28 protein-coding genes, 1 tRNA gene and 1 pseudogene are annotated in these 24,846 nt (G+C 69.8%); 10 read left to right on the top strand and 20 right to left on the bottom strand.

The genetic code is table 11. The annotated features are described in order from the left end of the window. Positions 1–76: 76 nt before the first annotated feature. On the top strand, positions 77–235 hold the full coding sequence (locus tag E4T13_RS29825) for a hypothetical protein (RefSeq protein WP_170984897.1): 159 nt from the start codon (positions 77–79) through the stop codon (positions 233–235). Between the two features lie 82 nt (positions 236–317). Here the strand turns inward: E4T13_RS29825 and E4T13_RS09385 are convergent, their stop codons facing one another. The 9 genes and pseudogenes from E4T13_RS09385 to E4T13_RS09350 all read right to left on the bottom strand — a co-directional run bounded on the left by E4T13_RS09385 (position 318) and on the right by E4T13_RS09350 (position 8,040). Beyond that, positions 318–1,145 (bottom strand): ImmA/IrrE family metallo-endopeptidase, encoded by an 828-nt coding sequence (locus E4T13_RS09385; RefSeq protein WP_240791057.1) that lies wholly within the window; start codon positions 1,143–1,145, stop codon positions 318–320. Positions 1,146–1,217: 72 nt separating this feature from the next. Beyond that, a pseudogene (locus tag E4T13_RS30980) lies at positions 1,218–1,388 on the bottom strand (helix-turn-helix domain-containing protein); the annotation flags it as partial. A 1-nt stretch (position 1,389) separates the two neighbouring features. Further along, positions 1,390–2,064 (bottom strand): hypothetical protein, encoded by a 675-nt coding sequence (locus tag E4T13_RS09380; RefSeq protein WP_137178012.1) that lies wholly within the window; start codon positions 2,062–2,064, stop codon positions 1,390–1,392. A gap of 155 nt (positions 2,065–2,219) precedes the next feature. Beyond that, positions 2,220–2,295 (bottom strand) — tRNA-Lys (locus E4T13_RS09375). Between the two features lie 86 nt (positions 2,296–2,381). Beyond that, on the bottom strand, positions 2,382–3,533 hold the full coding sequence (gene rodA, locus E4T13_RS09370) for a rod shape-determining protein RodA (protein ID WP_137178011.1): 1,152 nt from the start codon (positions 3,531–3,533) through the stop codon (positions 2,382–2,384). After that, positions 3,530–5,404 (bottom strand): penicillin-binding protein 2, encoded by a 1,875-nt coding sequence (gene mrdA / locus E4T13_RS09365; RefSeq protein WP_137178010.1) that lies wholly within the window; start codon positions 5,402–5,404, stop codon positions 3,530–3,532. Before mrdA ends, rodA begins: the two co-directional genes overlap by 4 nt. A 118-nt stretch (positions 5,405–5,522) precedes the next feature. Beyond that, complete coding sequence (mreD, locus tag E4T13_RS09360) at positions 5,523–6,056, bottom strand: rod shape-determining protein MreD (protein ID WP_137178009.1); 534 nt, start codon at positions 6,054–6,056, stop codon at positions 5,523–5,525. An 8-nt stretch (positions 6,057–6,064) separates the two neighbouring features. Further along, complete coding sequence (mreC, locus tag E4T13_RS09355; RefSeq protein ID WP_137178008.1) at positions 6,065–6,928, bottom strand: rod shape-determining protein MreC; 864 nt, start codon at positions 6,926–6,928, stop codon at positions 6,065–6,067. A 68-nt stretch (positions 6,929–6,996) separates the two neighbouring features. Beyond that, a complete protein-coding gene (locus E4T13_RS09350) occupies positions 6,997–8,040 on the bottom strand; it encodes a rod shape-determining protein (protein WP_137178007.1) in 1,044 nt (347 codons plus the stop codon). A 246-nt stretch (positions 8,041–8,286) separates the two neighbouring features. Here E4T13_RS09350 and E4T13_RS09345 point away from each other — a divergent pair, with 246 nt between their 5' ends. Further along, on the top strand, positions 8,287–8,520 hold the full coding sequence (locus E4T13_RS09345; protein ID WP_137178006.1) for a YMGG-like glycine zipper-containing protein: 234 nt from the start codon (positions 8,287–8,289) through the stop codon (positions 8,518–8,520). A gap of 99 nt (positions 8,521–8,619) precedes the next feature. Here the strand turns inward: E4T13_RS09345 and E4T13_RS09340 are convergent, their stop codons facing one another. The 4 genes from E4T13_RS09340 to E4T13_RS09325 form a co-directional block, all read right to left on the bottom strand. Next, positions 8,620–10,482, bottom strand: coding sequence for an ABC transporter ATP-binding protein/permease (locus E4T13_RS09340; protein ID WP_137178005.1), 1,863 nt, complete (start codon positions 10,480–10,482; stop codon positions 8,620–8,622). Next, a complete protein-coding gene (locus E4T13_RS09335) occupies positions 10,479–11,174 on the bottom strand; it encodes a hypothetical protein (RefSeq protein WP_137178004.1) in 696 nt (231 codons plus the stop codon). The genes E4T13_RS09340 and E4T13_RS09335 overlap by 4 nt, the downstream gene beginning before the upstream one ends. 23 nt (positions 11,175–11,197) lie before the next feature. Next, entirely contained in the window at positions 11,198–11,362 is a 165-nt protein-coding gene (locus E4T13_RS09330) for a DUF1328 domain-containing protein (RefSeq protein WP_137178003.1), read from the bottom strand. 91 nt (positions 11,363–11,453) lie between these two features. Next, a complete protein-coding gene (locus tag E4T13_RS09325) occupies positions 11,454–12,194 on the bottom strand; it encodes a PhyR family response regulator anti-anti-sigma factor (RefSeq protein WP_137178002.1) in 741 nt (246 codons plus the stop codon). 87 nt (positions 12,195–12,281) lie between these two features. Here E4T13_RS09325 and E4T13_RS09320 point away from each other — a divergent pair, with 87 nt between their 5' ends. The 4 genes from E4T13_RS09320 to E4T13_RS30190 all read left to right on the top strand — a co-directional run bounded on the left by E4T13_RS09320 (position 12,282) and on the right by E4T13_RS30190 (position 14,383). Further along, on the top strand, positions 12,282–12,809 hold the full coding sequence (locus tag E4T13_RS09320) for a sigma-70 family RNA polymerase sigma factor (protein ID WP_240791056.1): 528 nt from the start codon (positions 12,282–12,284) through the stop codon (positions 12,807–12,809). Positions 12,810–12,874: 65 nt separating this feature from the next. After that, positions 12,875–13,447, top strand: a complete 573-nt coding sequence (locus E4T13_RS09315; protein ID WP_137178000.1) for a sigma-70 family RNA polymerase sigma factor — start codon at positions 12,875–12,877, stop codon at positions 13,445–13,447. A gap of 66 nt (positions 13,448–13,513) precedes the next feature. Beyond that, a complete protein-coding gene (locus E4T13_RS09310) occupies positions 13,514–13,729 on the top strand; it encodes a hypothetical protein (protein ID WP_137177999.1) in 216 nt (71 codons plus the stop codon). A gap of 72 nt (positions 13,730–13,801) precedes the next feature. Further along, a complete protein-coding gene (locus E4T13_RS30190; RefSeq protein ID WP_206030127.1) occupies positions 13,802–14,383 on the top strand; it encodes a PEP-CTERM sorting domain-containing protein in 582 nt (193 codons plus the stop codon). Positions 14,384–14,425: 42 nt separating this feature from the next. Here E4T13_RS30190 and E4T13_RS09300 read toward each other — a convergent pair whose 3' ends face one another. The 3 genes from E4T13_RS09300 to E4T13_RS09290 all read right to left on the bottom strand — a co-directional run bounded on the left by E4T13_RS09300 (position 14,426) and on the right by E4T13_RS09290 (position 17,960). After that, on the bottom strand, positions 14,426–16,012 hold the full coding sequence (locus tag E4T13_RS09300) for a 2-isopropylmalate synthase (protein ID WP_137177998.1): 1,587 nt from the start codon (positions 16,010–16,012) through the stop codon (positions 14,426–14,428). A 339-nt stretch (positions 16,013–16,351) separates the two neighbouring features. Further along, positions 16,352–17,302, bottom strand: coding sequence for a hypothetical protein (locus tag E4T13_RS29820; RefSeq protein WP_170984896.1), 951 nt, complete (start codon positions 17,300–17,302; stop codon positions 16,352–16,354). A gap of 58 nt (positions 17,303–17,360) precedes the next feature. Then, entirely contained in the window at positions 17,361–17,960 is a 600-nt protein-coding gene (locus E4T13_RS09290) for a hypothetical protein (RefSeq protein WP_137177997.1), read from the bottom strand. A 284-nt stretch (positions 17,961–18,244) separates the two neighbouring features. On the opposite strand from E4T13_RS09290, the gene E4T13_RS09285 reads away from it, so the two are divergent. Genes E4T13_RS09285 through E4T13_RS09270 form a run of 4 tightly spaced genes read left to right on the top strand, consistent with a single transcriptional unit; the run spans position 18,245 to position 21,481 of the window. After that, entirely contained in the window at positions 18,245–18,709 is a 465-nt protein-coding gene (locus E4T13_RS09285) for a hypothetical protein (protein ID WP_137177996.1), read from the top strand. A 15-nt stretch (positions 18,710–18,724) separates the two neighbouring features. Next, positions 18,725–19,132: a PRC-barrel domain-containing protein gene (locus E4T13_RS09280; RefSeq protein ID WP_240791055.1), complete on the top strand. Its 408-nt coding sequence runs from the start codon at positions 18,725–18,727 to the stop codon at positions 19,130–19,132. A gap of 11 nt (positions 19,133–19,143) precedes the next feature. After that, positions 19,144–20,091 (top strand): PRC-barrel domain-containing protein, encoded by a 948-nt coding sequence (locus E4T13_RS09275; RefSeq protein WP_170984895.1) that lies wholly within the window; start codon positions 19,144–19,146, stop codon positions 20,089–20,091. A 58-nt stretch (positions 20,092–20,149) separates the two neighbouring features. After that, complete coding sequence (locus E4T13_RS09270) at positions 20,150–21,481, top strand: phenylacetate--CoA ligase family protein (RefSeq protein WP_137177994.1); 1,332 nt, start codon at positions 20,150–20,152, stop codon at positions 21,479–21,481. 49 nt (positions 21,482–21,530) lie between these two features. Here the strand turns inward: E4T13_RS09270 and E4T13_RS09265 are convergent, their stop codons facing one another. Genes E4T13_RS09265 through E4T13_RS09250 form a run of 4 tightly spaced genes read right to left on the bottom strand, consistent with a single transcriptional unit; the run spans position 21,531 to position 24,841 of the window. After that, positions 21,531–22,271, bottom strand: coding sequence for an ABC transporter ATP-binding protein (locus E4T13_RS09265; RefSeq protein ID WP_206030126.1), 741 nt, complete (start codon positions 22,269–22,271; stop codon positions 21,531–21,533). After that, positions 22,264–23,010 (bottom strand): ABC transporter ATP-binding protein, encoded by a 747-nt coding sequence (locus E4T13_RS09260; protein ID WP_240791090.1) that lies wholly within the window; start codon positions 23,008–23,010, stop codon positions 22,264–22,266. Before E4T13_RS09260 ends, E4T13_RS09265 begins: the two co-directional genes overlap by 8 nt. Further along, the gene (locus E4T13_RS09255) at positions 23,010–23,972 is read right to left on the bottom strand and encodes a branched-chain amino acid ABC transporter permease (RefSeq protein WP_170984894.1); all 963 of its coding nucleotides are present in this window, start codon (positions 23,970–23,972) and stop codon (positions 23,010–23,012) included. Before E4T13_RS09255 ends, E4T13_RS09260 begins: the two co-directional genes overlap by 1 nt. Further along, on the bottom strand, positions 23,969–24,841 hold the full coding sequence (locus E4T13_RS09250; protein WP_170984893.1) for a branched-chain amino acid ABC transporter permease: 873 nt from the start codon (positions 24,839–24,841) through the stop codon (positions 23,969–23,971). The genes E4T13_RS09255 and E4T13_RS09250 overlap by 4 nt, the downstream gene beginning before the upstream one ends. Between the last annotated feature and the right edge of the window lie 5 nt (positions 24,842–24,846).

The following is a 24,846-nucleotide window of genomic DNA, read 5'->3' as shown; positions in this document are numbered from 1 at the left end:
GAGGGTGAGGGGGAATGCGGCGCGGTCACGCGGCTGACAAGGAGCGTGAGTTGGCGCCGGTGCCGAACTACTGTTCATGCACCTGCGCCACACGGCGGTCACCACGCTGCACGCCGCCGGCGCCGACGCGCTGGGGATCTCGCGCATCATGGGCCACAGCCCGAAGACGGTGCAGGCGATCATCGACAAGCACTATTTGGGCGAGAGCAAGGAGGGGGCGGCGGACGAGCGATGAGCAATAGTTTGAAATGCTCGCTCTCCTCGGGTCGAACTCCGCGTCGGATGCAGCTGCAGAAGTTTTGCGGCGCGTTCGATCGCTAAACTACTGCGCGCAAACCCCCCTCCTGCTTAGCTGGTCGATCCATCGGGCCAACCAAGTTCCAAATAAGCCCTTCCAATTCATCGATTGGTAAAGAAAGTTCGTTGGCGATATCCTCCTTGGTAATCCGCCTTGACCACAAATCCATCAAGATTTTACGCCATACAACCGACGATTCTCTCGCCATTCCATTGGGCTCGCCACTACGATATCCGCGCTTCGACAACTCAATACAGATTGATTTATAGGTCCACTCCGAAAGAATATTTAATGAACGGAGTCGATAAGCCATCGCCATTGCTGAGACACGCCAGCGCTTCTTCGCAAGAAGAACAACATCTACTGTTACGAAGCTTGGCACTCGCGCTTTCACATCCGCCGCTGGCATCAAAAACGAAGAAGCAAAAGAGTCAGCCTCTCGCTCGAACGCACGCACCCCTTTGGGATCCCCGTGTCGGTGCATTATCAAATGGCCCAATTCATGAGCCGTGTCGAAAACACTGCTCTCAGCGGTTTTGAAATTATTCAGGAAGACGTATGGCTTGCTGTCTTGCCAGAATGAGAAAGCGTTGACTGATGCGGTATTCTCGGACAGGGAGAACACCCGCACGCCGTGACACTCCAGTAGCCCCAGCAAGTTGCCGATCGGCTTCTCGCCCAAACCCCAGTGTTGCCGAAGCATATGCGCCGCGGCCTCGGGGCTAGTTTCGTAACTCAGATCAATCAGATTAGGATTTGGAAGCCCAAAACGAGCCTCCACCCAATTATTCAGTTGAAGGCCCAACGCACCTGCGGCGATCGCGGCATCGCGTTCCCTCGCACTCATCTTAGAGAAACTACGAAAGCTTACCGCGCCCGTATCTATGCTCGGAGTATCTGAGATAAAAAAGAAGTCCGTCGGAAAGTGGAGAGCGCGTGCCAGCCTCTCGACTGTCGCTTCATCTGGGGCGTGGAGCCCATTCTCTAACCTCGAAATAGTATCCGGTGCGAGCCCCGATCTCTCTGCTAGGGCCTTTCCAGTTAGACGCCGCCGCTGCCGAGCCAGCGTTAGTCGGCCATTGTTAAACATGTCAGGCTTTTCTGGCAACGATCGGATCAAAATCGGAAACAGCGTCTTCTTCGTCGAGTGGGAGCTTCTGTCCACCAAAATCTGCACCGTCAGAAAGGTATATTCTCTCTACGAACTCTGTGAATACACTGTCTTTGACTATAGGACATGAAAGTTCGCATGCGCCAGATTCATCGACCATGAGGTAATAAACCAGCTGCGGCTGAGCATCGCCTTTCCGGTAGTGCGGAAGTGCTGTTCCAAACAGATTGGGTTGACAGAGCTTCTCTGAACCCCCGCCCTTCGCTGACCGGGGCCGAGGCTGGTATTCGTCGTCGAGAGCCTTATCAATATTCTGATATACAACCCGAATGTCGGTCACACTATTCTTGATCGACTCGACGCCGTTCAGCCTGTCAGGCCTCCAGAGCTGCCCGACAAACTGGTCTCTCAAGGCCCAAGTCCCGTGCTGGTAACTGAATACTCCGGCTGCGTTCACGCAGTGATTTGGCGTTGCGTTGCCCGCCTCTGCGAACGCAATGTCACGAACACGCAGCAGCTTCGGACGCGACAATTCCAGCTCCTCCAACCGCTGTTCAACGTCTGGAGGTTCCTTGATCACTCGGGTCGGAAGCCAAGGCATGCAACACCCCTTGTCGATTTTCCTTCCCTCCCAGTAGGTGGAAAAAATCGACACGTCAACTGATTCTCTTGGGCGGCAGCACGGAACAGTAGTGTCGAGGGGGCCATCCAGCAATCGGTGCAGGCGGGTTGGATGTCTAGGTTGGAGGCGGGTTGGACGTGTTCTTGCTGCGTTCACGCTGCCCGCAGCCGAACCATTTGATCCGGAAATGGTGGGCGCACTAGGGCTCGAACCTAGGACCCGCTGATTAAGAGTCAGCTGCTCTACCAACTGAGCTATGCGCCCGACCGGGAGCCGGGACTTAGGGGGATGCGGCGGGTTTGTCCAGCCCACCCCGGCAGCCCAGACCCCCGCTCCGTGCAACCCGCCCGCTACACCCCGTCCCGCGTCGCGCCCATGTCCACGTCGCGGTGGACATAGGCCGACATCAGCAGCCCGAACCCCACCATCGTCGTCAGCATGGCAGAGCCGCCATGGCTGATCAGCGGCAGCGGCACGCCGCCCACCGGAATGGTGCCCGTCACCATCGCCACATTCACGAAGACATACAGGAAGTAGTTCGTCGCCAGGCCCACCGCCAGAAGCCGGCCGAACTGGTGGCGGCTGCGCACCGCCACCAGGAAGCCGAAGGCGATCACGCAGGCCAGCAGCCCCAGCACCCCCAGCGCGCCGACCAGGCCGAACTCCTCGGCGATCATGGTGAAGATGAAGTCGGTCTGCTTCTCCGGCAGGAAGTTCAGATGCCCCTGCGTGCCCTGCAGGAAGCCCTTGCCCCACAGGCCGCCCGAGCCCAGCGCGATCTTCGACTGGATGATGTTGTAGCCGGCGCCGAGCGGGTCGCTCTCGGGATCCAGGAAGGTGGTGATGCGCGCCTTCTGGTAGTCCTTCAGGTGGTCATAGGCGATCGGCGCGGCCAGCACCGCGCCGCCGATCACCAGCGCGAATTTCCACAGCCGCACGCCGGCGGCGAAGAACACCGCGCCGCCGATCATCACGGTGATCAGCGCATTGCCCAGGTTCGGCTGCTTGAAGATCAGCCCCGCCGGCACCGCGATCGCCAGCAGCGGCGGCAGCAGGAACAGCGGGTTGCCCATCCGCTCCCAGGTCGCCTTGTGGAACCAGGCCGCCAGCGCCACCACCAGCAGGATCTTCATCAGCTCGGAAGGCTGCAACTGCAGCGGGCCGATATTGATCCAGCGCTGCGCGCCGCCGCCGATGCGCCCGTGCAGCTCCACCAGCACCAGAAGCCCGACGCCCAGCGCGTAGCCCACCCAGGCGAAGCGGGCGATCACCCGGATGTCCACCAGCGCGATCGACAGCATCACCACCAGGCCGAAGCCGAAACGGATGGCATGCCGGGCGGCATAGGGCTCCGGCCCGCCGCCGCCGGCCGAATACAACGCCACATAGCCCACCGCCGCCACGGCGCAGAGCATCAGCACATAGAGCCAGGGGATCCGCCAGAGCTTCTCCAGCACCCCGGTGCCACGGTCGCGCAGCAGCAGGCGGCGTTCGAAGATCATCGCGGCGCGGCCTCCGCCACGCGCGGGCCCAGCCCGCCAGGGCCGGGGCGGAGCCGCTTGAAGGCCTCGACCAGCGCGTCGCGTGCCAGCGGCGCCGCGGCCTGGCCGCCGCTGGTGCCGTGCTCCACCACGACCGAGCAGGCGAAGAGCGGGTTGTCATAGGGCGCGAAGCCGACGAACAGCGCGTGCGGCCGCCATTCCCGCGGCATCTGCTCCACCCGGAAGCCGCGCTCGCGCTGCTCGCGGGAGACGCGGCGGACCTGGGTGGTGCCGGTCTTGCCGGCCATCTGCGCCCCGGTCTCGGCCGGCAGCTTGGCGATGCGCGCCGTGCCGCCCTGCTCGTTCACCACGGCCCACATCGCTTCCCGCATCAGTCGCAGATGGCTTTCGGGGATGCCGAGGCTCGGCCAATCCTCCGGCCGCACGCCGCGCACGGGCTGCCCGCCCACGGCGCGGGTCAGGTGTGGCTGCACCGCGCGCCCCGTCGCCAGCCGCGCCGTCATGGTGGCCAGCGAGAGCGGGGTGAGCTGGTAGAAGCCCTGGCCGATGCCGTGCACCACCGTATCGCCCAGCGCCCAGGGCTTGCCCTGTGCGCGGCGCCAGGCCAGCGTCGGCACCAGGCCGGCGCGCGCGCCCGGCAGCTCGATCTCGAGCGGCACGCCCATGCCGAAGCGCCGCGCCATCGCCGCGATGCGGTCGATGCCGACGCGCTTCGCCATCTCGTAGAAATAGACGTCGCAGGACAGCTTGAGGGCGGTCCGCATGTCCATCCCGCCATGGCCGCCGCGGTTGTGGCAGTGGAAGCGGGCATTGCCGAGGTCCATGTGCCCGGGGCAGTGGACCCGCTCGCCGAAGCTGGTCACCCGCGCCTCCAGCGCCGCCAGGGCGACGACCATCTTGAAGGTGGAGCCGGGCGCGTAGAGTCCGTTGGTCGGCTTGTTGATCAGCGGCGTCGCGCGGTTCGCCGTCCATTGCCGCCACTGCGCGGCGGAGACGCCGGAATTGAACACGTTCGGATCGAAGGAGGGCTGGGTGGCCATGGCCAGCACCTCGCCGTTGCGCGCATCCATCACGACGATGGAGGTGCCTTCCTGGATCTTGCCGCGCAGCGTCTTCTGCAACTCGGTGTCGATGCTGATCTGGACGTCCTGGCCCTGCGCGCCCTCGCGCCGGTCGAGTTCGCGGATCACGCGGCCGACGGCGTTGACCTCAAGCTGCACGGCCCCGGCGCGGCCCCGCAGGATCTTGTCGTGGTGGCGTTCCACGCCGGAGCGGCCGACGCGGATGCCCGGCAGTTCCAGCAGCGGGTCGCCATCCATGTCCCGCTCGGAGGGCGGGGCGACATAGCCGACGACATGGGCCATGTGCTCCGCCTCGGGGTAGATGCGGGTGGTGCCGACATCCACGCTGATGCCCGGCAGGTCCGGCGCGTTCATCTCGATCCGCGCCATCTCCTCCCAGGTCAGGAACTCGCGCACGACCACCGGCACGAAGCGCCGCCGGCGGCGCAATTCGCGCTCCACGCGGCCGCGTTCCACGTCGCTCAGAGGCACGATCTTGCCGAAGGTCTCCAGCGTGGCGCCGACATCCACGGTCTGCTCGGCGACGAGGAGGGCGCGCCAATTGAGCTGGTTGCCGGCGACGATGCGCCCGCTGCGGTCCAGCACGCGCCCGCGCGGCGGGGCGAGCAGGCGGGCCGAGAGGCGGTTCTCCTCGGCCAGCGTCGCGTAGCGCTCGCCTTCCTCGACCTGCAACCTGTAGAGCCGGTGGGCGAGCAGCCCGAGCAGGCCCATCTGGGCCGCGCCCAGCACCAGGGCGCGCCGGGTGAACTTGCCCCGTACCCGCTCTTCCTCCCGCTGCCGGCGGCTCATGTGTGGCTGCCCTCAGACGGCGGGCGGCTGATCGTTACCGCCATTCTCCCCTCGCCCCCCGGAGGGGGGAGAGGGCCGGGAGAAGACGGCAGTGCCTCGACCGTTGCGTCCTGCCAGGTCACAGCGCCTCCTCCGCCCGCAGCATCATGGCCTGCAGCCGGCCCAGGAGGAAGGCGAAGGCGGGATAGAGCCCGGCGGTCAGCGCAGCCTGATACAGCATGGGCGCCGGCGGCGGCAGCGAGAGGGACATCAGCGCGGTCAGCAGATAGCCCAGCGCCGCCGCACCGAGTGCGAAGCCGCAGAAGCAGATCCAGACCGCCAGGAAGCTCTGCCGGGCCAGGACGCGGCGCCAGGTGATCGCCAGGCCATGCGCCACCAGCAGCGTCAGCACCCCCGTCCCCAGCGGCGCGAGCGAGAGAAGGTCCTGGAGCAGCCCCAGCAGGAACACCGCCGCGGCCGGCATCGCGCCGGGGCGGAATACCGACCAGAACACCACCTGCGGCAGCGTCACCGCCGGCACGAGCGCCGCGACGCCCGTGGGCCCCGCTGCCACCACCATCGCCAGCGCGACGAAGAGCGAAGGCAGCAGCGAGCGGGCGATCGCTTCCACGCGCCGCAGCAGGCCGGGGGAGGGCTGGCGCCGCCCGACCACGCTTTTCCTCACCGGCGCGACCGCGGCTCGGGCCGCGCGATCGCCTCGGGCGGCAGGATGCCGCCCAGGCCGAAATCGAACAGTCGCACCACGTCCAGCCGGGTCAGCCGGGCGAACAGCTCCACCTCCGGCACGCCGGACTCGCTCCAATGCACCACGCCCACCGGCAGGCCGGCGGGAAAGGAGACGCCCTCGGCGCTGGTCACCAGGCGCTCGCCCTCGGCGGGGCGGGTGCCCTCCGTCCAGTGCTGCAGCCGCGGCCGCGGGCCGTTGGTGCCGACCATGATGGCTCGCGCGCGGCTGCCTTCCAGCGTCACGGGGATGCGGCTGTTGATGTCGGTTGCCAGCAGCACGCGGGCGGAGCGGTTGCCCACCTCCGTCACGCGCCCGACGAAGCCGCGCTCGTCCAGCGCGATCTGGCCGCGGCGGAGCGTGACATCCGGCGGCACCGCGACCAGCACCGCCCGCGCATAGACCCCGCCCGCATCGGACACCACGCGCGCCGTCTGGTAGGAGGGGGCGCGCTCGGGGATGTAGGCAAGCTGCCGGCGCAGCAGGGCGTTCTCGCTTTCCAGCGCGAGTGCCGCGGCCTGCCAGCGGCGCAGGCGCTCGTTCTCCTCGCGCAGGCGGGCATTCTCCTCGCGCAGCACCAGCAGCTCCGGCAGCTCCGCCACCACGCCGCGCACCGCGCGGGCAGGCTCGGCGAAGGCGGCGTAGAAGGGGGCGAGCACGTCGGCGAGCACGATCCGGGCGCGCTCGGCCAGCATCGTGTCGGCCTTGCCCAGCAGCATGGTGCCGAAGGCAGCCGCGATCATCAGCGGCAGCGACAGCCGCGACAGCGCCTGACGGAGCGGGATGCTCAGTCGGATCACGCGCCCTTACCCCCTGATCGGGACGGCGGCGGCGGCCCCCCAGCAGCCCCCGCGTCCCAGCCCCTGCATCAATACATCGAGCTGAGGACGTGGCGAAGCCGCTTCATTTCCTCAAGGGCCCGGCCGGTGCCGAGCGCCACGCAGGACAGCGCGTCCTCCGCCACCGCCACCGGCAGCCCCGTGGCGTTGCGCAGCACCGCATCCAGCCCGTGCAGCAGCGCCCCGCCGCCGGTCAGCACGATGCCCTTGTCCACGATGTCCGCGGCGAGTTCGGGCGGCGTGTTCTCCAGCGCGACCTTCACCGCCTCGACGATCTGGCTGACCGGCTCGTAGAGGCTCTCGGCGATCTGGCGCTGGCTGACGATCACCTCGCGCGGGACGCCGTTCATCAGGTCGCGGCCGCGCACCTCGGTCAGGGGGCCATCCTCCCCGCCCTCGGGCTGGGCGGCGGCGCCGATCTCCATCTTGATCCGCTCGGCCGTGCTCTCGCCGATCAGCAGGTTATGGTTGCGGCGGATGTAGGAGATGATCGCCTCGTCCATCTTGTCGCCGCCGACGCGGACGCTGCGCGCATAGACGATGCCGCCGAGCGAGATCACCGCCACTTCCGTGGTGCCGCCGCCGATATCCACGATCATGGAGCCGGAGGGCTCGGTCACCGGCAGGCCAGCGCCGATCGCGGCCGCCATCGGCTCCTCGATCAGCAGCACCTTGCGCGCCCCGGCGCTCTCGGCGCTTTCCTGGATGGCGCGGCGCTCCACCGCGGTGGAGCCGGAGGGGACGCAGACCACCACCATGGGGGAGGCGAAGCCGCGCCGGTTGTTCACCTTGCGGATGAAGTGCTTGATCATCTCCTCCGCCGCCTCGAAGTCGGCGATGACGCCGTCGCGCAGCGGCCGGATGGCGGCGATCGAGCCCGGCGTGCGGCCGAGCATCAGCTTGGCTTCCTCGCCCACCGCGAGCACCTGCTTCTTGCCGCGCTGGTCGGCGATGGCCACCACCGAAGGCTCGTTCAGCACGATGCCACGTCCCTTCACGTAGACGAGCGTGTTCGCGGTGCCGAGGTCGATGGCCATGTCGGCCGAGAAGAAGCCGAACAGGCGAGCAAACATGCGGAGGAACCTTCCGAGCGGGCCGGTTGCCGGTGCGCCGCCGACCCTCTGGCCCGCCCGGCCGGGCGCCCGGCCCGCGATGGCGGGCGGGCGCCTGCTGATCACGGTTTCGCGGGATGGCGCGCGGGCCTCCGCTTAGCCTTCCCCCGTCCCCCGCTCAAGCCCCAGTGGCGCCCCGGTCGCGCGAACCCGGCGCCGGGGAAGGCGTTCCGGCTGCGTCACTTCACAGGACAAAGGAGACAGCGGATGCGGAAGTTTGCCATGGCCCTCGGTCTTGCGGCCCTGCTGGGTGCCTGCGGCCAGTCCACGGGCGATCGCGCGGTGTCGGGCGGCCTGCTTGGCGCCGGCGCGGGCGCCGCGATCGGCTCGCTGACCGGCAGCGCAGGCACGGGTGCGCTGATCGGCGGCGCGGCGGGCGCCGCGGGTGGTGCGCTGACCAATTCGAACCAGGTGAATCTGGGCCGCCCCGCCTGGCGCTGACGCGTTGTGACTTGAGGAGACCTTAAGGGCTCTCCGAGGCCCTCTCCCGCGCCGGCGGGGGAGGGCGCACGGTCGGAGCAGTCCGCCTGCCGGCGTGCATCACCCCCGTCGAAGCATCCGCCGCAGTGCTCCCTGGCCCGCCGCCACCAGCGGGCCCGTGCGCCGCGACCGCAACTGCCGCGCCGCCGGCGCCTTCCGCCGCACCTCCAGCCGCGCACCATCCGGCGCCCGCATCAGGTGCAGCGTGCGGTCGTGATACACATCCAGCCCAGGCCGGTGCCCGATCGAGACCAGTGCCGTCTCCGCAAGCTCCTCGCGGAACAGCCGCATCATCGAATCCTGGTTCTCCTCGTCCAGCGCCGCCGTCGCCTCGTCGAGGAACACCCAGCGCGGACGTTGCAGCAGCAGACGGGCGAAGGCCAGGCGCTGCTGCTCTCCAAGCGACATCACCCGGTCCCAGCGCTCTTCCTCATCCAGTCGGGAGGCGAACTGGCCGATGCCGCAGCGCTCCAGCGCCGCCACCATCGCTGCGTCGCTGAACTTCCGCGGATTGGCCGGATAGGCCAGCGCCGCGCGCAGGGGCCCGAGCGGGATGTAGGGGCGCTGCGGCATGAAGAACATGTGCTCGCGCGGGGGCGTGCGGATCTCGCCCGAGCCCCAGGGCCAGAGCCCCGCGATCGCGCGGAACAGCGTGGACTTGCCGGTACCGCTCTCGCCGACGATCAGCACCTTCTCGCCCGCCGCGATCTCCGCCGTGGCTTCCTGGATCACCACGTTGCCGTCGGCATGGCCGACCTGCAGGTCGCGGAAGGCCAGCACTTCCCGCCCGTCCTCGGTGGGGCCGACGACGAGGCTGATGGTCTGGTCGGCCTCGAGCGATTCCGCGGCTTCCAGCGTGTCCTCCAGCTCGGCGACGCGCTCGATGTGGCTGCGCCAGTCGGCCAGCAGCGGATACTTGTCCACGAACCAGTTGAGGCTGCGCGTCACCTGCAGGAAGGCCTGGGTGATCTGCATCAGCACGCCGAGGGTGATCGCGCCGGCGAAATAGCGCGGGCTCGCCACGATGATCGGCACCACGCCCGCCGCCATGCCATAGGCGGAGGTGAGATACATCAGCGCACGCTCGCGGCCGTAGAGCTGATTCATCACGGCCATGACCCGCCCGAAGGCGGCGCGCAGGCCACGGTCCTCGTCCGGCTCGCCCTGGATCAGCGCGACGCCCTCGCTGTTCTCGCGGATGCGGATCAGCGCGAAACGGTGGTCGCCCTCCGCCTCGTTGCGCCGCATGTTGATCGTAACCAGCGGCCCGCCGAGCAGGAAGGTGAAAACGCTGCCGATCGTCGCATAGGCCAGCGCGGCCCAGACCATGTAGCCGGGGATGGTGAACTCGCTGGCGCCCAGCGCCAGGTGCAGCGGACCCGACAGCGTCCACAGCACGCCGAGGAAGGTCGCCAGCGTCAGGATGGAGCCGAGCAGGCCGACCAGCAGATCCACCGCCATCGCCGTCGCCCAGCGCGTGTTCTCGCTGATGCGCTGGTCGGGGTTGTCGGCCGCGTCGGGCATGAAGTTGAGCTGGTAATGCGTGCCGTGCTTCAGCAAGCGCGACTGCATGTTCCACACCAGGCAACGGCGCCAGTCCAGCGCCAGCATCTGCTTCGCCCAGAGCTGCGCCACCGCGCTGACCATCGCGGCCAGCAACAGCAGCAGCAGCGTCCAGAGCTGGCCATAGAAGGCGGAAGGATCGCGCGCTTCCAGCGCGTCGAAGAAGTCGCGATTCCAGGTGTTGAAGCGCAGCTCCACCAGGATCTGCAGAAGGGTCAGGCCGATGACGGAGAGCGTGTAGCCCCAGGCCCGCACGCGGTCGCCCGGCGTGAAGTAGTAGATCCGGATGATCCGCCAGAACTGACCGAAGAAGCCGCGCCGGCGCGGCGAGGGCGCAGGCTGCGCCGTATCCTCGGTCACTGGGTCGCTCTGGTCCGTGAGGGTGTCTGGGACGGGTTCGCCGCGGGCACGGGCACCGGCTGCAGGCTTTCGGGCTCCGCGCCGATCCGCTCCGCGGCGAGCGCGCGGCCGTGCTCGCCCGCCACGCCGCGGCCGGAAGCGGCCAGCTTCGCGCCGGGCTGCAGACGGTCGCGCAGCGCTTCCGCGCTGCCGGGCGGCACGGTGATGACGGTGCCGTCCTCGAGCACCGCGCCGGCCACCTCGCCCTGCGGCGTGTAGTACGGCGCCTTCACGGTGCCTTGTGCCTCCAATGGCTCCGCGCGCTCCGCGGCGTCGCGGCCGAGCAGGCGCCAGTAGAAGCGCTCGACCACCACCGGCGCGATCTCGGCATTCGGTGCGAAGGCCAGCATGGTGATCACCGGCGCCTGACGCGCGCGGATGCCCCAGACCACGATGGGGCGGCCGGGCGGTGCAGCCTCCCGCACCGCCTGGCCGAACTCTGGGGGAAAGACGATCTGCGGGCCTTCGCGGAACAGCAGGGCATCGGTCTCACCGCGCGGGTTGATCAGGTAGCGCTCCACGGTGCCGGTGAAGGCCGGAAGCTGTGTCGGGTCGAACCAGAATTCGCTCGCCCGGTTCCGCGGCGCTGCCTCCTGCGCTGCCGCCGCCATAGGTGGCAGAAGCGCGGCCGCGATCAGCGCCCGCCGTCGCATGCCCCCTCTCCCTGGCTTGCGCCTCAGCGCCGGCGGATCAGGCCCACCACGAGGCTGACCAGGAACAGGATGATGAAGATGGTGAACAGCACCTGCGCGACCCCGGCCGAGGCCGAGGCGATTCCGCCGAAGCCGAACAGGCCTGCGATCAGCGCGACGACAAGGAAGATGAGGGTCCAGTAGAGCACGAGATCACCTTTCCGACGGTTGGTGGGCGCAGCAACGCGCCCCACCTGCCGTCGGTTCCGTCCCGCAACGTGCCGGAAGGCGCCTCCGCGCTCAGCCCGCGCCCATCGGCAGGTCGCGCGTCACCGCCTGGTAGGTCGCGACCGCCAGCGCGGTCGGCTCGAAGGGCTTGGCGATGACGAAGGCCGGCTCCACGCGACGCCCGGTCAGCAGCCGCTCCGGATAGGCGGTGACGAAGATCACCGGCGTGGCATGCCGCGCCAGGATGCGCTCCACGGCCGAAGCGCCGTCGCCGCCATGGCCAAGGTTGATGTCGGCCAGCACCAGGCTGGGCCGTTCCCGGTCGGCGATGGCGACAGCCTCGTCCTCGGTCGCGGCGACGCCGACCACATCGTGTCCCGCGCTCTCCACGAGCTGCTGCAGGTCCATGGCGATGATCGCCTCGTCCTCGATGATGAGCACGCGCGCCGCGGTCGCCGCGCGAAGGTGGTCGCGCGCCGCGGCGAGCATCGCCTCGGCCTCCTCCGTCTCCAGCCCCAGCACGGCGGCGGCGGTGGCGGGATCGAGCTCCTCCAGCGAGGTCAGCAGCAGCAGCATGCGGCCGATGCGCGGCAGCCGCGCCTGTGCTTCTTCCGGCTGGCGCTGCGCCACCCGCGCGACGCCTGCGAACAGCGCCAGCCGCGCGCCGTCCGGTCCCGGCACGGGGGAGAGCCCCGTGCGCAGCGCCTCGGCGACCATCGCGTCGCCACCTTCCTGGCTGCCGGCCAGCGCCCGTGCGAAGCGACGGGCATACGGCAATGCGTCCAGCATCGCCGCGCGGTCCATGTCGCTCATCGCCAGATCATCTCCTGCTCGGGCCTGGGCAACCGCGCATGGCTGTGCGATGCCGTCCCGTTCCCTCCAGATATGTCATGGTGAATAGTGGAGCAGCAAGACGAGCGCGACGTCCAGCGCGCGGCCATCGCGCAGTTGTTGCCGCAGCTCCGTGCCGCCGCCCGCCTTCTCACCCGGTCGAGAGCCGAGGCCGACGACCTGGTGCAGGATGCGGTGCTCCGCATGCTGCGCGGCCTGGACGGCTTCGTTGCAGGCCCCGAATACGCCGGCGACGTGGTCGCGGCGCTGCGTCCCTGGGGGCTCGCGATCCTGCGGAATGCCTTCCGCGAGGACTGGCGCAAGCGGCGTCGCGACGATCTGCACGTGCAGTCACAAGCGCGCGAGGATGAAGGGCAGGCCGGCGGGCAGGAGACGATGGCGCGGATGCGCGACCTCGGCCGCGCGCTTGCCACGCTGCCGCCAGCGCTGCGCGAGGCGCTGGTCCTGGTCGGCGCGCAGGGCCTGAGCCACGAAGAGGCGGCGCAGATCTGCAAGGTGCCGGTCGGCACCATGAAGGCGCGTGTCTCGCGCGCGCGGGCGAGCCTCGCGAAAACTCTCGGTTCCGTGAACGGGTAACGCCGCCGCGATGCAACCATCGCCTGGGGCCGGTCATAGATAAGGCATCAGGACGGGAGCATCCGATGCCTAACGAATTCCATTCGCAACTTGTCGCCCTGCTGCCGCGGCTTCGCGTGCAGGCACTCGCGCTGACGCGCAACCGCGCGGCCGCCGAGGACCTGGTGCAGGACGCAGTCGCGAATGCGCTGGCCGCACAGGACAGCTTCACGCCGGGCACCAACTTTGCCGCCTGGATGCATCGCATCCTGCGCAACCGCTTCATCTCCACGCTGCGCAAGCAGCGCGACACGACGGATATCGAGGACCTGCCGCAAGGCGCCTTCGCCGTCGCCGCGACGCATGAGGACCGCCTCGTGCTGAAGGAACTCGGCCGCGCGGTGAACAAGCTGCCGGTGGATCAGCGCGAGGCGCTGTTCATGGTGGTGCTGCAGGGCCTCTCCTACGAGGAGGTCGCCGCGGCGACGGGCTGCGCGGTGGGCACGGCGAAGAGCCGCGTGTTCCGCGCACGCCGGCAGTTGCAGGCCTGGCTGATGGGCGAGGATCGTCCCGCGCCGCGCAGCGATGCGCCGCGTGCCGAGGCGTCGCGGGACAAGGATCGTTCCGCGCGGCTTGGCGAGGCGTTCCCCGGCGCCTAGTATCGCGCCGGTCGGTGCGGCCGCGCCGATCACCGGGGTGCGGCCGCGCGGAGGATAGCGACCGGCATGGACGAGGACAAAGAGCGCTCGCGCGACAAGGACAGCGCGGAGGAAGAAGCCGCTCCGGCCCAGCCGGAGCGGCCTTCCGGGCCTGAGGGCGCCTTCGATGTCTGGCTGCACGACCGGCTGCACCAGCTCTACGACAGCGTCACCAAGGAACCGATCCCGCCGGAACTTGCCGCACTGATCGAGGCAGACAAGCGCAAGCGCGAGAAGGGCTGATCCGGACCACATTGCTTTCGCTGCCGTTCCGGTAGACCATCCCGTTCATTCGCACGGAACGGGAGAGCGGCGATGCGGGGAGTTGGCAAGGCGGCGGTGGTGATGCTGGCGGCAGGCGCGCTGGCCGCGGTGCCCGAACGGCGCGCGGAGGCCGCCTACACCTTCAGTATCGCGGAGATCGCCGGCGATGTCGTGATCATCGGCTCCGGCACGCTGAACCTGTCCGGGCTCAGCTTCGACAACACCGTGGTCGGCTGCACCTGCATCGAGCCTTTCACCGGCACGCTGTCGGCCACTTCGGGCAACTTCGATCTCTACGAAGGCGTGACGGGACCGGTTTTCGGACCCGGTGGTGCCGCCTTCACCGCGATCTTCGGCGGCGACAACGTCTATGTCTCCGGCCAGACTGGGCGCATCGGCGTGCCCGTGGGCTATGTTCCCGGCACCCCGCTGGCGACCGACATGGCCTTCACCGGCGCGACCATCGCCTCGCTCGGCCTGACGCCCGGGACGTATGTGTATTCCTGGGGCGGGCAGACCTTCGGCGACACGCTGACCATCCAGGTCGAAGGCGTGCCGGTGCCGGAACCCGCCACCGCGCTGCTGTTCGGCGCCGGCCTGCTCGGCCTGGCGGCGTCGCGCCGCCGACGCTGATCGCGGCCCCGCGCCCCACGGGGCGCGGAGGCCGCGGGTGGGTCAGGCGGCCGGCGCCGCCATGTCCTCCGGCGCCGTCCGCGTGCGCTTCACCAGCAGCTTGTTCAGCGCGTGAACATAGGCGCGGGCCGAGGCCACGATGGTGTCGGTGTCGGCGCCCTGGCCGTCCACCAGCTTGCCCTGCTCCTCCAGCCGCACCGTCACGCGCGCCTGCGCGTCGGTGCCGCCCGTGACGCTCTGCACCGCATAGAGCTTCAGGTTCACGTCGTGCGGGAAGGCCTGCCGCAGCGCCGCGAAGGTGGCGTCCACGCCGCCATCGCCGCCGGCGACACCCTCGCGCCGCTCGCCATCCACTTCCAGCGCGATGGAGGCGATCGGCCGCACCTGCATGCCGGTGGAGACCGAAAGGCCGACCAGCTTGATGCGGTCGTTGCCGCGCACGACCTCGTCATCCACCAGCGCGGCGACATCCTCGTCGTAGACGACCTTCTTGCGGTCGGCGAGGTCCTTGAAGCGCTTGAAGGCATCGTTCAGCGCGTTGTCGCCGAGCTCGTAGCCCAGCGACTTCAGCTTGTCGCGGAACGCAGCACGGCCGGAATGCTTGCCCAGCACGAGGGAGGAGGTGGACCAGCCCACGCTCTCCGGCGTCATGATCTCGTAGGTGGAGGCGTCCTTCAGCACGCCGTCCTGGTGGATGCCGCTCTCATGTGCGAAGGCGTTGCGCCCGACGATCGCCTTGTTGGGCTGCACGTCGAAGCCGGTGATCGTCGCCAGCAGGCGGGAGGTGCGCAGGATGTTCGGCGTCTTCACGCCGTTTTCCACGGGAATCGCGTCGTGGCGCGTGCGCAGCGCCATGACGATCTCCTCCAGGCTGGCATTGCCCGCCCGCTCGCCGATGCCGTTGATCGTGCATTCGATCTGCCGCACGCCGGCGCGGATCGCGGCCAGCGTGTTCGCCACCGCCAGGCCTAGGTCGTTGTGGTTGTGCGCGGAGAAGATCACGCGGTCCGCGCCCGGCACGCGCTCGCGCAGCATCGTGAAGATCCGGGTGATGTCCTCCGGCACCGCATACCCGACCGTGTCGGGCACGTTGATCGTGGTGGCGCCGGCCTTGATGGCGGCCTCCACGCAACGGCAGAGGAAGTCGGGCTCGGTCCGCGTGCCGTCCTCGGCCGACCACTCGACATCGGCGGTCGCGTTGCGCGCGGCGGTGACGGAGCTGGAGACCAGCTCCAGGACCTGCTCCGGCTCCATGCGCAGCTTCACGCGCATGTGCAGCGGGCTGGTCGAGACGAAGGTGTGGATGCGCCCGCGCGCCGCCGGCTTGATCGCCTCCGCCGCCCGCGCGATGTCGCCCGGCGCGGTGCGGGCCAGGCCGCAGACCACCGGCCCGTCCTTCGCGAACTTGCGCGCGATGGCCTGCACGCTTTCGAAGTCGCCGACGCTGGCGATGGGGAAGCCGGCTTCCATCACATCCACGCCGAGCTCCCACAGGGCTTCGGCCATGCGCAGCTTCTCCTCGAGGTTCATGGAGAAGCCCGGCGACTGCTCGCCGTCGCGCAGCGTCGTGTCGAAGATGATGATGCGTTCGGGGTCCAGGGTCCCGAAGGAGGGATGGGTGATCGTCATGTCGGCCTGTCCTGCGACTGTCGTTCCACGAAGGCGCGCGTGGCGCCCAATGGCCCCCGAGGGGCTGTCCCCTGAGCGCACCCGGCCTTCAGCGGCCGGGCGTCACGCCCAGGGGCGACGAAGTCGAAGGAGGGCGAGGGCGGCGGCCGTACGCAGGCCGAGCCCGACCCGCAGGTCGGCTTCAGGCACGGTGCGGGGCGCGCGCGCGGTCATGGCTGGCTGGAAGCTAGCCGCCCGGCCGGGCGGGTGCAAGCACCGCGGCGAGGCAGGCGCCCTCTCCCCGGAGACGGGGAGAGGGCTTTTGTTCGTCGGAGGACCTGTGCGGGGCCTCCCGCGGCGTCACTGGGTGCTGGAACTGCCGCTGCCCGTGCTGCCGCCGGAGCCGCTGGAGGAGCCGGAGCCCGTCTGCGAGCCGGTGCCGGTGGTGCTGCCGGTGTTGCCCGTGCTGCTGCTGCCGCTCGTGCCGGAGCTGGTGCTGCCGCTCATGCTGCTGGCGCCGGTGCCGGAGGACTGCGAGCCCATGCTGTCGGACCCGCTGCCGCCCTCGCGCATCGCCGTGCGCGCCTGCTGCAGCGCCTGCTGCACGCCCTGGCGGTCGCCGCGCCGCAGCGCCTGCTCGGCCTGGTTCAGCGACTGCTCGATGCGCTGCTGGTTCTGCAGCGCATTCGCCTCGCGCAGCGTGCGGTCGGCGTTGTCGAGCGCCGTGCGGGCGCTGTTCTGGTCGCCCTGCTGCATCGCGCTGCGCGCGTCCTGCAGCGACTGGCGCACGTCCCGCATCGCCTGCTGCTGCCGGTCACGCTCGAGCAGGAGGATCAGCACGCCGCGATCATCGTTCCAACCGCTCTGCTGGCTGCCCCAGTTGCCGCCCTGGCCCATGCCGTACTGGCTGCCATAGCTGCCGCCGGAGGAGCCGCTGCCATACTGGCTGCCGGACTGGCCACCCATCTGGCCGCCGCTCATCTGACCACCCTGCTGGCTGCCGCCATACTGGCCGTACTGGTTTCCGCCCTGCTGGCCGCTGCCATACTGGCTGCCATACTGGCCGCCGCTCATCCCGCCGCGACGCTCGTCGTCGCGCCCCATGCGGTAGCCGCGCTCATACTGGTCGCGCCAGGACTGCGACGAGCTGCCCATCTGGCTGCCCTGCTGCCCGCTGTTGAACGGCGTGCCATAGCGGTCCTGCCCGCTGCTGCCGCCCATATAGCCCTGGGCTGCCGCCTGGCCCGCAAAACCGCCGAGCGCGAGCCCCGCCGCCACCGTCGCCGCCATTCCCATGCTGGTCCTGCTCATCCGCAATCTCCTTGCTGCTGTAAATTCCGTATCCGCCATGTGCCGCCTGCCGGCGCGCCTATCGCTGACGCAGCCGCGGCGGCAGTTCCACCATCGCCTGCTGCGTCTCCAGGAGCGCCTCGCGGGCGCGGTCCATGGCCTCGTTGCGCCCCTGGCCCGGCGGCTGCTGCGCCATTGCCTGCATCGCGCGACGCAGGCTCTGGGCCGCCACCAGCAGCCAGTCCATGGAGGGCGTGTAGTCGGGCATCAGCGCGAAATCCTGCATGCCGCGATAGCGCGGCTCGTCCGGCAGGATGTCCGGCACGACGAGCCACCAATCGCCGCCGCGCCCGCCACCGGCCGAATCCCGGTCGCGCTGCGACGCGCCGGAGTGCTGGGAGCCCTGCATGCTGCGCCGCCGCTCTTCCGCGCGCCCGGCGCGATAGCCGCGGTCAAAGGCCTCCTGCGCGTCGCGGCGCATCACGTCGTGGTGGCGTCGCTGATCCATGCTCGAGTCCATCATGCCGCCGTTTCCGCGATGGTACTCGCCGCGCTGGTATTCTCCCTGGCTCGGCGTGCCTTGCCACCGGTCCTGCGCGACGGCCGGTGGTGCTGCGACCAAAGCCGCGCCGAGAAATGCTGCGACGGCAGGCGCCGCCAGGAAGCTCCTCACTGCCATGCTGCGCTGCTCCTCCTGCTGTCTGCTGTCTGTTGTCATCGCGCGCCGTCGCGCCGTGCCCGCTTGTCTCCGCACGGGCCGTCCGGTTCTCGGCGAGGCGCCCGCAGCAGATTGAGCGCCGCGGCGTACCACGGCAGTCCGGTGGTTTACGTACGGTCGTGACGCCGCCGCCGTGACTCACGAAGGGCAACGGTTGCCTAGGTAGGAACGCGGAATGCGCCGCCGCGCCCGCCTTCCCATTGTTCCTGTCCAGGACATCGCAACAGGGCAGGGAGGCCATCACCGTGCCACGGATCGCCATGCTGGCGGCGGCGCTGGCGCTGTGCGCCGCGCCGATGACGACGCAGGCGCAGCCGCGCGCCGAGGCGGATCGCTACCCGAGTGCAGCCGGCACCTGGCAGCGCGACAACGACCAGGCTGCGCGTGCCGCCTATGAGCGCGGCTACCGCATGGGCCGGGAGGACGAAAGCCGTGCGCAGCGCGGCGACCCGATGGACCGCGTGCAGCGTCGCGCGCAACAGCGGCTGCAGCGTGCCGCCTTCGAATTGCGCCGCGCCATCCTGTTGCTGCGCATGCAACCGCAGGCCCGCTCGCAGGATGGCGAGGCCCTCGCCGAGGCGCGCGCGGCGCTGCGGCGCGTGGAGCAGGCGATGGGGGCGTTTCCGTCGCGTGACGCGCAACGTGAATACCAACGCCGCGGTGGCCGCGGGATCGGCGCGGAACGCGCCTCCGGCGGCTGGGCGAGCTGATAAGGGAGATTGATGATGCAGGACGAAACCGGCCGCCGAGGCGGCATGCGCCAGGAAGGCGTCGCGACCAGCGAGACCGAGCAGCTCATCTCCGCCGACAAGGTGGAAGGCACGGCGGTCTACAGCAGCGCCGGCGACCATCTCGGCTCGATCTATACGGTGATGATCGAGAAGCGCTCCGGCCAGGTGCGCTATGCGGTGATGAGCTTCGGCGGCTTCCTTGGCATCGGAGAGCGCTACCACCCGCTGCCCTGGGAGAAGCTGACCTACGATCCGGACCAGGGCGGCTATGTCGTGGACATCCCGCGCGAGCAGCTCGAATCCGCGCCGAGCTATGCGCGCGACGAAACGCCGTGGAACGACCCGCTCTATGGCCGCTCCGTCTACGGCTATTACGGCCTGCCCTTTCCCATGGGCCTGTGAGGAGGATGCGCGTGAAGTCTCTCCTGCTCGCCGCATCGGCTCTCGCTCTGGCCGCGGCGCATGCGCCCGCGCGCGCACAGGCGCCGGCCGCTCCCCAGCCCCGGGCCCAATCGGGCTGCCTTGCCGATCTGCAGGCGTTCCGAACGCAGCTTCGCGACGACGGCCTGTGGCTCAGTGGCTATCGTGAAGGCTATGGCTGGCCTTCGGTGAGCGCCGCGACGCGCTACGACCAGACCGCGGCGCGGACTGCGCCCGGCCTCGGCGACATCGCCGACCTCTCCGGCCCGTCCGCACGGGCACGCGCCGCCGGCGTGCAGGCGCAGGGCGGCGGCGCCACGCGCACCACGCCGGGCGATCCCGCCGATTCGCCGTGGTCCGGCATCGGCTGGGGCATGCCGCCGATACAGGAGATGCGCAGCCTGCATCAGGCCGCAGCGATGCTCGGGCATCGCGGCAATGAGGAAGGCTGCCGCGCGGTGCTCGCCGCGCTACGCGACGCCTATGCCGAATACGGCACGCAGCTTCGCCAGGCCGGCGTGACGAATGAGCGCATGGGCGACTGGCGCCGCGAGCGGCTGGTTGCCGCACGGCCGGTGACGGAGCTGCGCGGCGCGCTGCGCGCCGACAACCTGCTCGGCACCGATGTGCGCAGCCCACGCGACGCCTATCTCGGCAGCGTTGAGGACGTGGTCATGGATCCGCAGACCGGGCGGATCGGCTATGTCATCCTCGCCCGTGGCGGCTTCCTTGGCATCGGCGAGGACTATGTCGCCGTGCCCTGGTCCCGTCTGCGCGCGACGCCCTCCCTCGACGTCTTCGTGATGGACGCCACCGAGCAGGCCCTGGAAGCCGCGCCCAAGGTGGATCGCGACGCCTTCGACGACATGACGCGCTACACCGAGCGGCGCGATCGGATCGACCGCTACTGGCAGCAGCAGGCCGCCAACCCGCCTGGCTGACCACGCATGCGGGTGCGGGCGCTTGCCGATCCCGGCACGCCCGCGCCAGCATGGCGCCATGCCCGATCCCGCTCTGGACTTCCCGGGAAGCTGGGACGAGATCGCCGCCGCCCGCGCCGCCGCGCTGCGCGTGACGCTCGATCTCGCCGCCACGCGCCACCCGCTGACCTGCCGCAAGCTGGCCGAGGCCGGCCTGACCCGCGCCGACATCGCCACGCCCGCCGACCTCGCGCGCCTGCCCATCACCACCAAGGCCGAGCTGATGGCGCGGCCCGAGGATGCGCTGCTCGACCTCGACGGTGCCGCGGTGCCGGAGGAGCAGCGCGTCACCTGGGACACGATGCACACCACCGGCAGCAGCAGCGGCCGCCCGACGCCTTTCGTCAGCACCACCTCCGACTTCTGGGACATCCTGATCCTTCAGCGGCGCATGCTGGAGATCCGCGGCGTCACACAGGACGACCGCATTGCCAACCTGTTCCCGCTGACACGGCATCCGCACGGCGCCTTCATCCGCGTGCTGCATGCCGCCGCCGCGCTGCACATCCCGGTGGTCAGCGCGCTGCCCGGCAATCCGGGCCCCGGCTTCGCGGTGGGGCAGGAGCTGGATGGCGTCGTGCACACGCTCGCGCGCACGCGGCCGACGATCCTGTGGGGCGTGCCGTCGTACATGCGGCGCGTCGTCGCCCGCGCCGGGGAGCTTGGCGTGGCGCTGCCCGATTTGCGGCTCGTCTTCGTTACCGGCGAGGGATTGTCGGAGGAGGGCAGGGGCGACCTGCTCGCGCGCCTCGCCGCCATCGGGGCGCCGGATGCGCGCGTCTCCATCAGCTACGGCATGACGGAGATCCAGGGCGGCCTTGTGGAATGCGCCGCCGGCCACGGTCTGCACAATCCGCACCCCGAGGCCATCGCCATCGACGTGGTGGACCCCGTCACGCATGCGCCGCTGCCGGATGGCGAGGAGGGGCTGATCCTGCTGTCGCACATGCGCCGCCGCGGCACGCTGCTGCTGCGCTATGCCGTGGGCGACCTCGGCGTGCGCAGCACCGCGCCCTGCCCGCATTGCGGCCGCGTGACGGAGCGCATCCTGGGCACGCCGCGCCGCGCCGACGACCTGACGAAGATCCGCGGCATGCTGGTGAACCCGGTGCTGGCCCTCGCCGCGGTGGAGGGCGTCGCCGCCGTACGCGACTTCCGGTTCGAGATTTCGCGCAGCGGCGCGCTGGGCATGGACGAATTCGTCCTGCTGGTGGTGGCGGAGCCCGGTGTGGAAGCGCTGCTCGCGAAGCGCGTGAAGGACGCCATCGGCGTCACGCCACGCGTGGTGCTGGCGGAGCGGATCGAAGGCGAATCCTGGAAGGCGAAGCGCTGGGTGGATCAGCGCGCCTGATCTCCCTCCCCCGCAGTGCGGGGGAGGGCCGGGGTGGGGGCCGCGCGCCCTACTGCCCCCCGAACGCCTTCCCGGCCGCGCCCATGTAGAGCTTCGCCACCCGGTCGTCCGAGGCCAGCGCGGCGGCGGAATCCTCCAGCACGATCCGCCCCATCTCCATCACCACGGCGCGGTCGGAAACGGCCAGCGCGCGCTTCACGGACTGCTCTACCAGCAGGACGCCGCGCCGCTGCACCGCCAGGTCGCGGATCGTGGAAAAGACCTGCTCTGCCAATCGCGGCGCCAGGCCGATGGAGGGCTCGTCCAGCATCACCACGCGCGGGTCGAGCAGCAGGGTCCGCGCCACTTCCAGCATGCGCTGCTCGCCGCCCGAGAGCGTGCCGGCCAACTGCCCGACGCGTTCGCGCAGGCGCGGGAACAGATCGAGCGCCTGTTCCATCCGCCGCGCCAGCAGCGCGGCGTCGCCCAGCGCATAGCCGCCCATGCGCAAATTCTCGCGCACCGTCAGCTTCGGAAAGACGCTGCGCTCCTGCGGCACATAGGCGAGGCCGGCGAGCAGCACTTGGCGCGGCGCCAGCCCGTCCAGGCTGCGCCCTTCCACCGCCACATGCCCCGTGCGCCCCGGCAGCAGGCCGAAGAAGGCACGCAGCAGCGTGGATTTGCCCGCGCCGTTGTGGCCGAGCAGGCACAGCACCTCGCCCGGCGCCACGCGCAGCGAGACGCCCTCCACGATCATCCGCCCGCCATAGCCGGCGGAGACATCCGCGGCAGTGAGCAGCGGCTCAACCAAGATACGCCTCGATCACCGCCGCGTCGGATTGCACGGCCTCGGGCGGGCCATCGGCCAGCACCGCGCCCTGGTGCATCACGATGATCCGCCCGGCGAGCCCCATGATGAACTCCATGTTGTGCTCGACGATCAGGAACAGCCCGCCCTGGTCCGCATGCGCCTGCCGCAGGAAGCGCCCGAGCGCATCGAGCAGGCCGGGATTGATGCCCGCCGCGGGCTCATCCAGCAGCAGCCAGCGTGGCCGCGTCATCAGCGCGCTCGCAATCTCCAGCATGCGCCGCTGGCCGAAGGACAGGATCGAGGCCGGCGCATCCGCATAGGCATCGAGCGTCGCCAGCCGCAGCAGGTCCTCCGCCCGCGCCGCGGCGCCATTGGGCAGCGCTTCGCGCCGCGTGAAGGCGCGCAGCAGCGCCGAGCCGAAGCTGCGCGGCCGCGCCGCGAAAAGCAGGTTCTCGCGCAGCGTCCATTCCGGGAAGACGCGGCATTCCTGGAAGGTGCGCGCCAGGCCGAGCGCCGCGCGGCGTTCCGGCGGCAGCGCCGTCACGTCGCGCCCGTCCAGCAGCACGTGTCCCGCATCGGGCGTCTGCCGCCCCGCGATCATGTCGAACAGCGTCGTCTTGCCCGCGCCGTTCGGCCCGATCAGCCCGACGATCCCGGGCTCCGCGATCGCGAATCCCGCCCCGTCCAGCGCCCGCACGCCGCCGAAGTTCTTGGTCAGGTCGCGCGCTTCCAGCAGCATCACGCGACCGCGGGGCGCCTGCGGAACAGGCGTGCTGCGATGCCGGCCAGCCCCTCGGGCGCGAAGCGCATCAGCAGCACCAGCGCCACGCCGAAGAACACCAGCCGCCACTCCGCGGCGACGCGCAGATACTCGGGCAGTGCCACGAACAGCAGCGCGCCGAGCAGCGGCCCGGAAAGCCGCCCCGCGCCGCCGATGATCACGATCAGCACCAGGTTGATGCCCTCGAGATACTCGAAGGAGGCCGGCGCCGCGACGCGCAGGAAGGAGACCTTCACCGCGCCCCCCGCGCCCGCGATCGCCGCGCCGATGGCGAAGGCCAGCACCTTGCCAGCGGTGACGTTCACGCCCTTTGCCGCCGCCAGCGTCTCGTCCTGACGGATCGCCACCAGCATCCGCCCGAAATCGGACCGGATCAGCAGCGCTGAGAGCGCGAAGGCCACCGCCGTCGCCCCCACCGCGAAGGCCGCGAAATCCGGCAGGCGCCGGAACGCGAAATCCAAGCCGAAGAACGCGAAGCCGTCCGGCCGCGGGATGCCCGGCAGGCCCACCGGGCCGCGCGTCAGCTCCTCCCAGTTGTTCAGCACGGCATGCGTCACCAGCCCGAAGGCCAGCGTCGCGATCATGAAGAAATGCGTGCGCAGCCGCAGCGTGACGGCGCCGAGCAGCGCGCCCGCGGCACCCGCCACCAGCGCCGCCAGCGGCAGCGTCGCCCAGAACCCCCAGCCATGGTCCACCGCGAGGATGCCGAGCGTATAGGCGCCGAGCCCGACGAAGGCCGCATGGCCGAGGCAGACCAGCCCGCCATAGCCAAGCATGATGTTCAGCCCGATGGCGGGAATGGCGTAGGTGCAGGCCAGCGCCAGGATGTGCAGGAGGTAGGGCGGCAGCCCGCCCTGCGCGACGTAGCACACCAGCGCCGGCACCGCCGCGCAGAAGCCGAGGACCGCCAGCGGATTCACGGCTCGTCCCGCGTGCGCAGCCCGAACAGCCCTTGCGGTCGCAGCAGCAACACGACGACGATGGTGCCGAACACCACCACGTCCTTGTAGTCGGTCGGCAGCACCAGGGTGGAGGTCGCCTCGATCACGCCGATCGCCAGCCCGCCGATCACCGCGCCCGGGATCGATCCCATCCCGCCCAGCACGATCCCCGCCAGTCCCTTCACCAGCGGCAGGTCGCCCATCTGCGGGAAGACCAGGAACAGCGGCCCAAGCAGCGCGCCGCCGATCGCCGCCAGCGCCATGGACAGCGCAAAGGCCAGCTTGTGCGTCGCCTCCACGTCGATCCCCACCACCAGCGCGCCGCGCGGATTCTGCGAGACGGCGCGCAATGCGGTGCCGAGCTTCGTCAGTTGCAGAAAGGCGAACAGCGCCGCGACGCAGGCCGCGCCCACCGCGATGATCAGCAGGTGCTGCACGGCGAAGGACAGAGGGCCGAGCTGCACCGTCGCGCGCGTTGCCTGCACCGGGAATTGCAGCGCGTTCGGCCCGAACACCGCGACCACCGTGTTCTGGATCACCAGCACCAGCCCGAGCGACGCGATCACCTGGTTGCGCAAATTGCCCCGCAGCGGCGCGAAGACGCCGCGTTCCAGCAGCGCGCCCAGCGCCACCAGCACCAGCGCCGCGCCCAGCACCGCCGCCAGGTAGTTGTCGAACACCCGCGTGAAGATGGTCTGTGCGACATAGCCGCCCAGCATGAACAGCGCGCCATGCGCGAAGTTCAGCACATGCATGACGCCGTAGATCAGCATCATGCCGAGTGCGACGAACACGTAGATGGAGCCCATCATCAGGCCGTTGAGGGCCTGCTCGGCGAAGGCCAGCATGCGGG

The organism is Roseomonas sp. AR75 (genome assembly GCF_005222815.1).
Classification (GTDB): Bacteria; Pseudomonadota; Alphaproteobacteria; order Acetobacterales; family Acetobacteraceae; genus Falsiroseomonas.
Note: the sequence above shows the minus strand (reverse complement) of the source record. Positions and strands in the feature narration are given on the sequence as shown.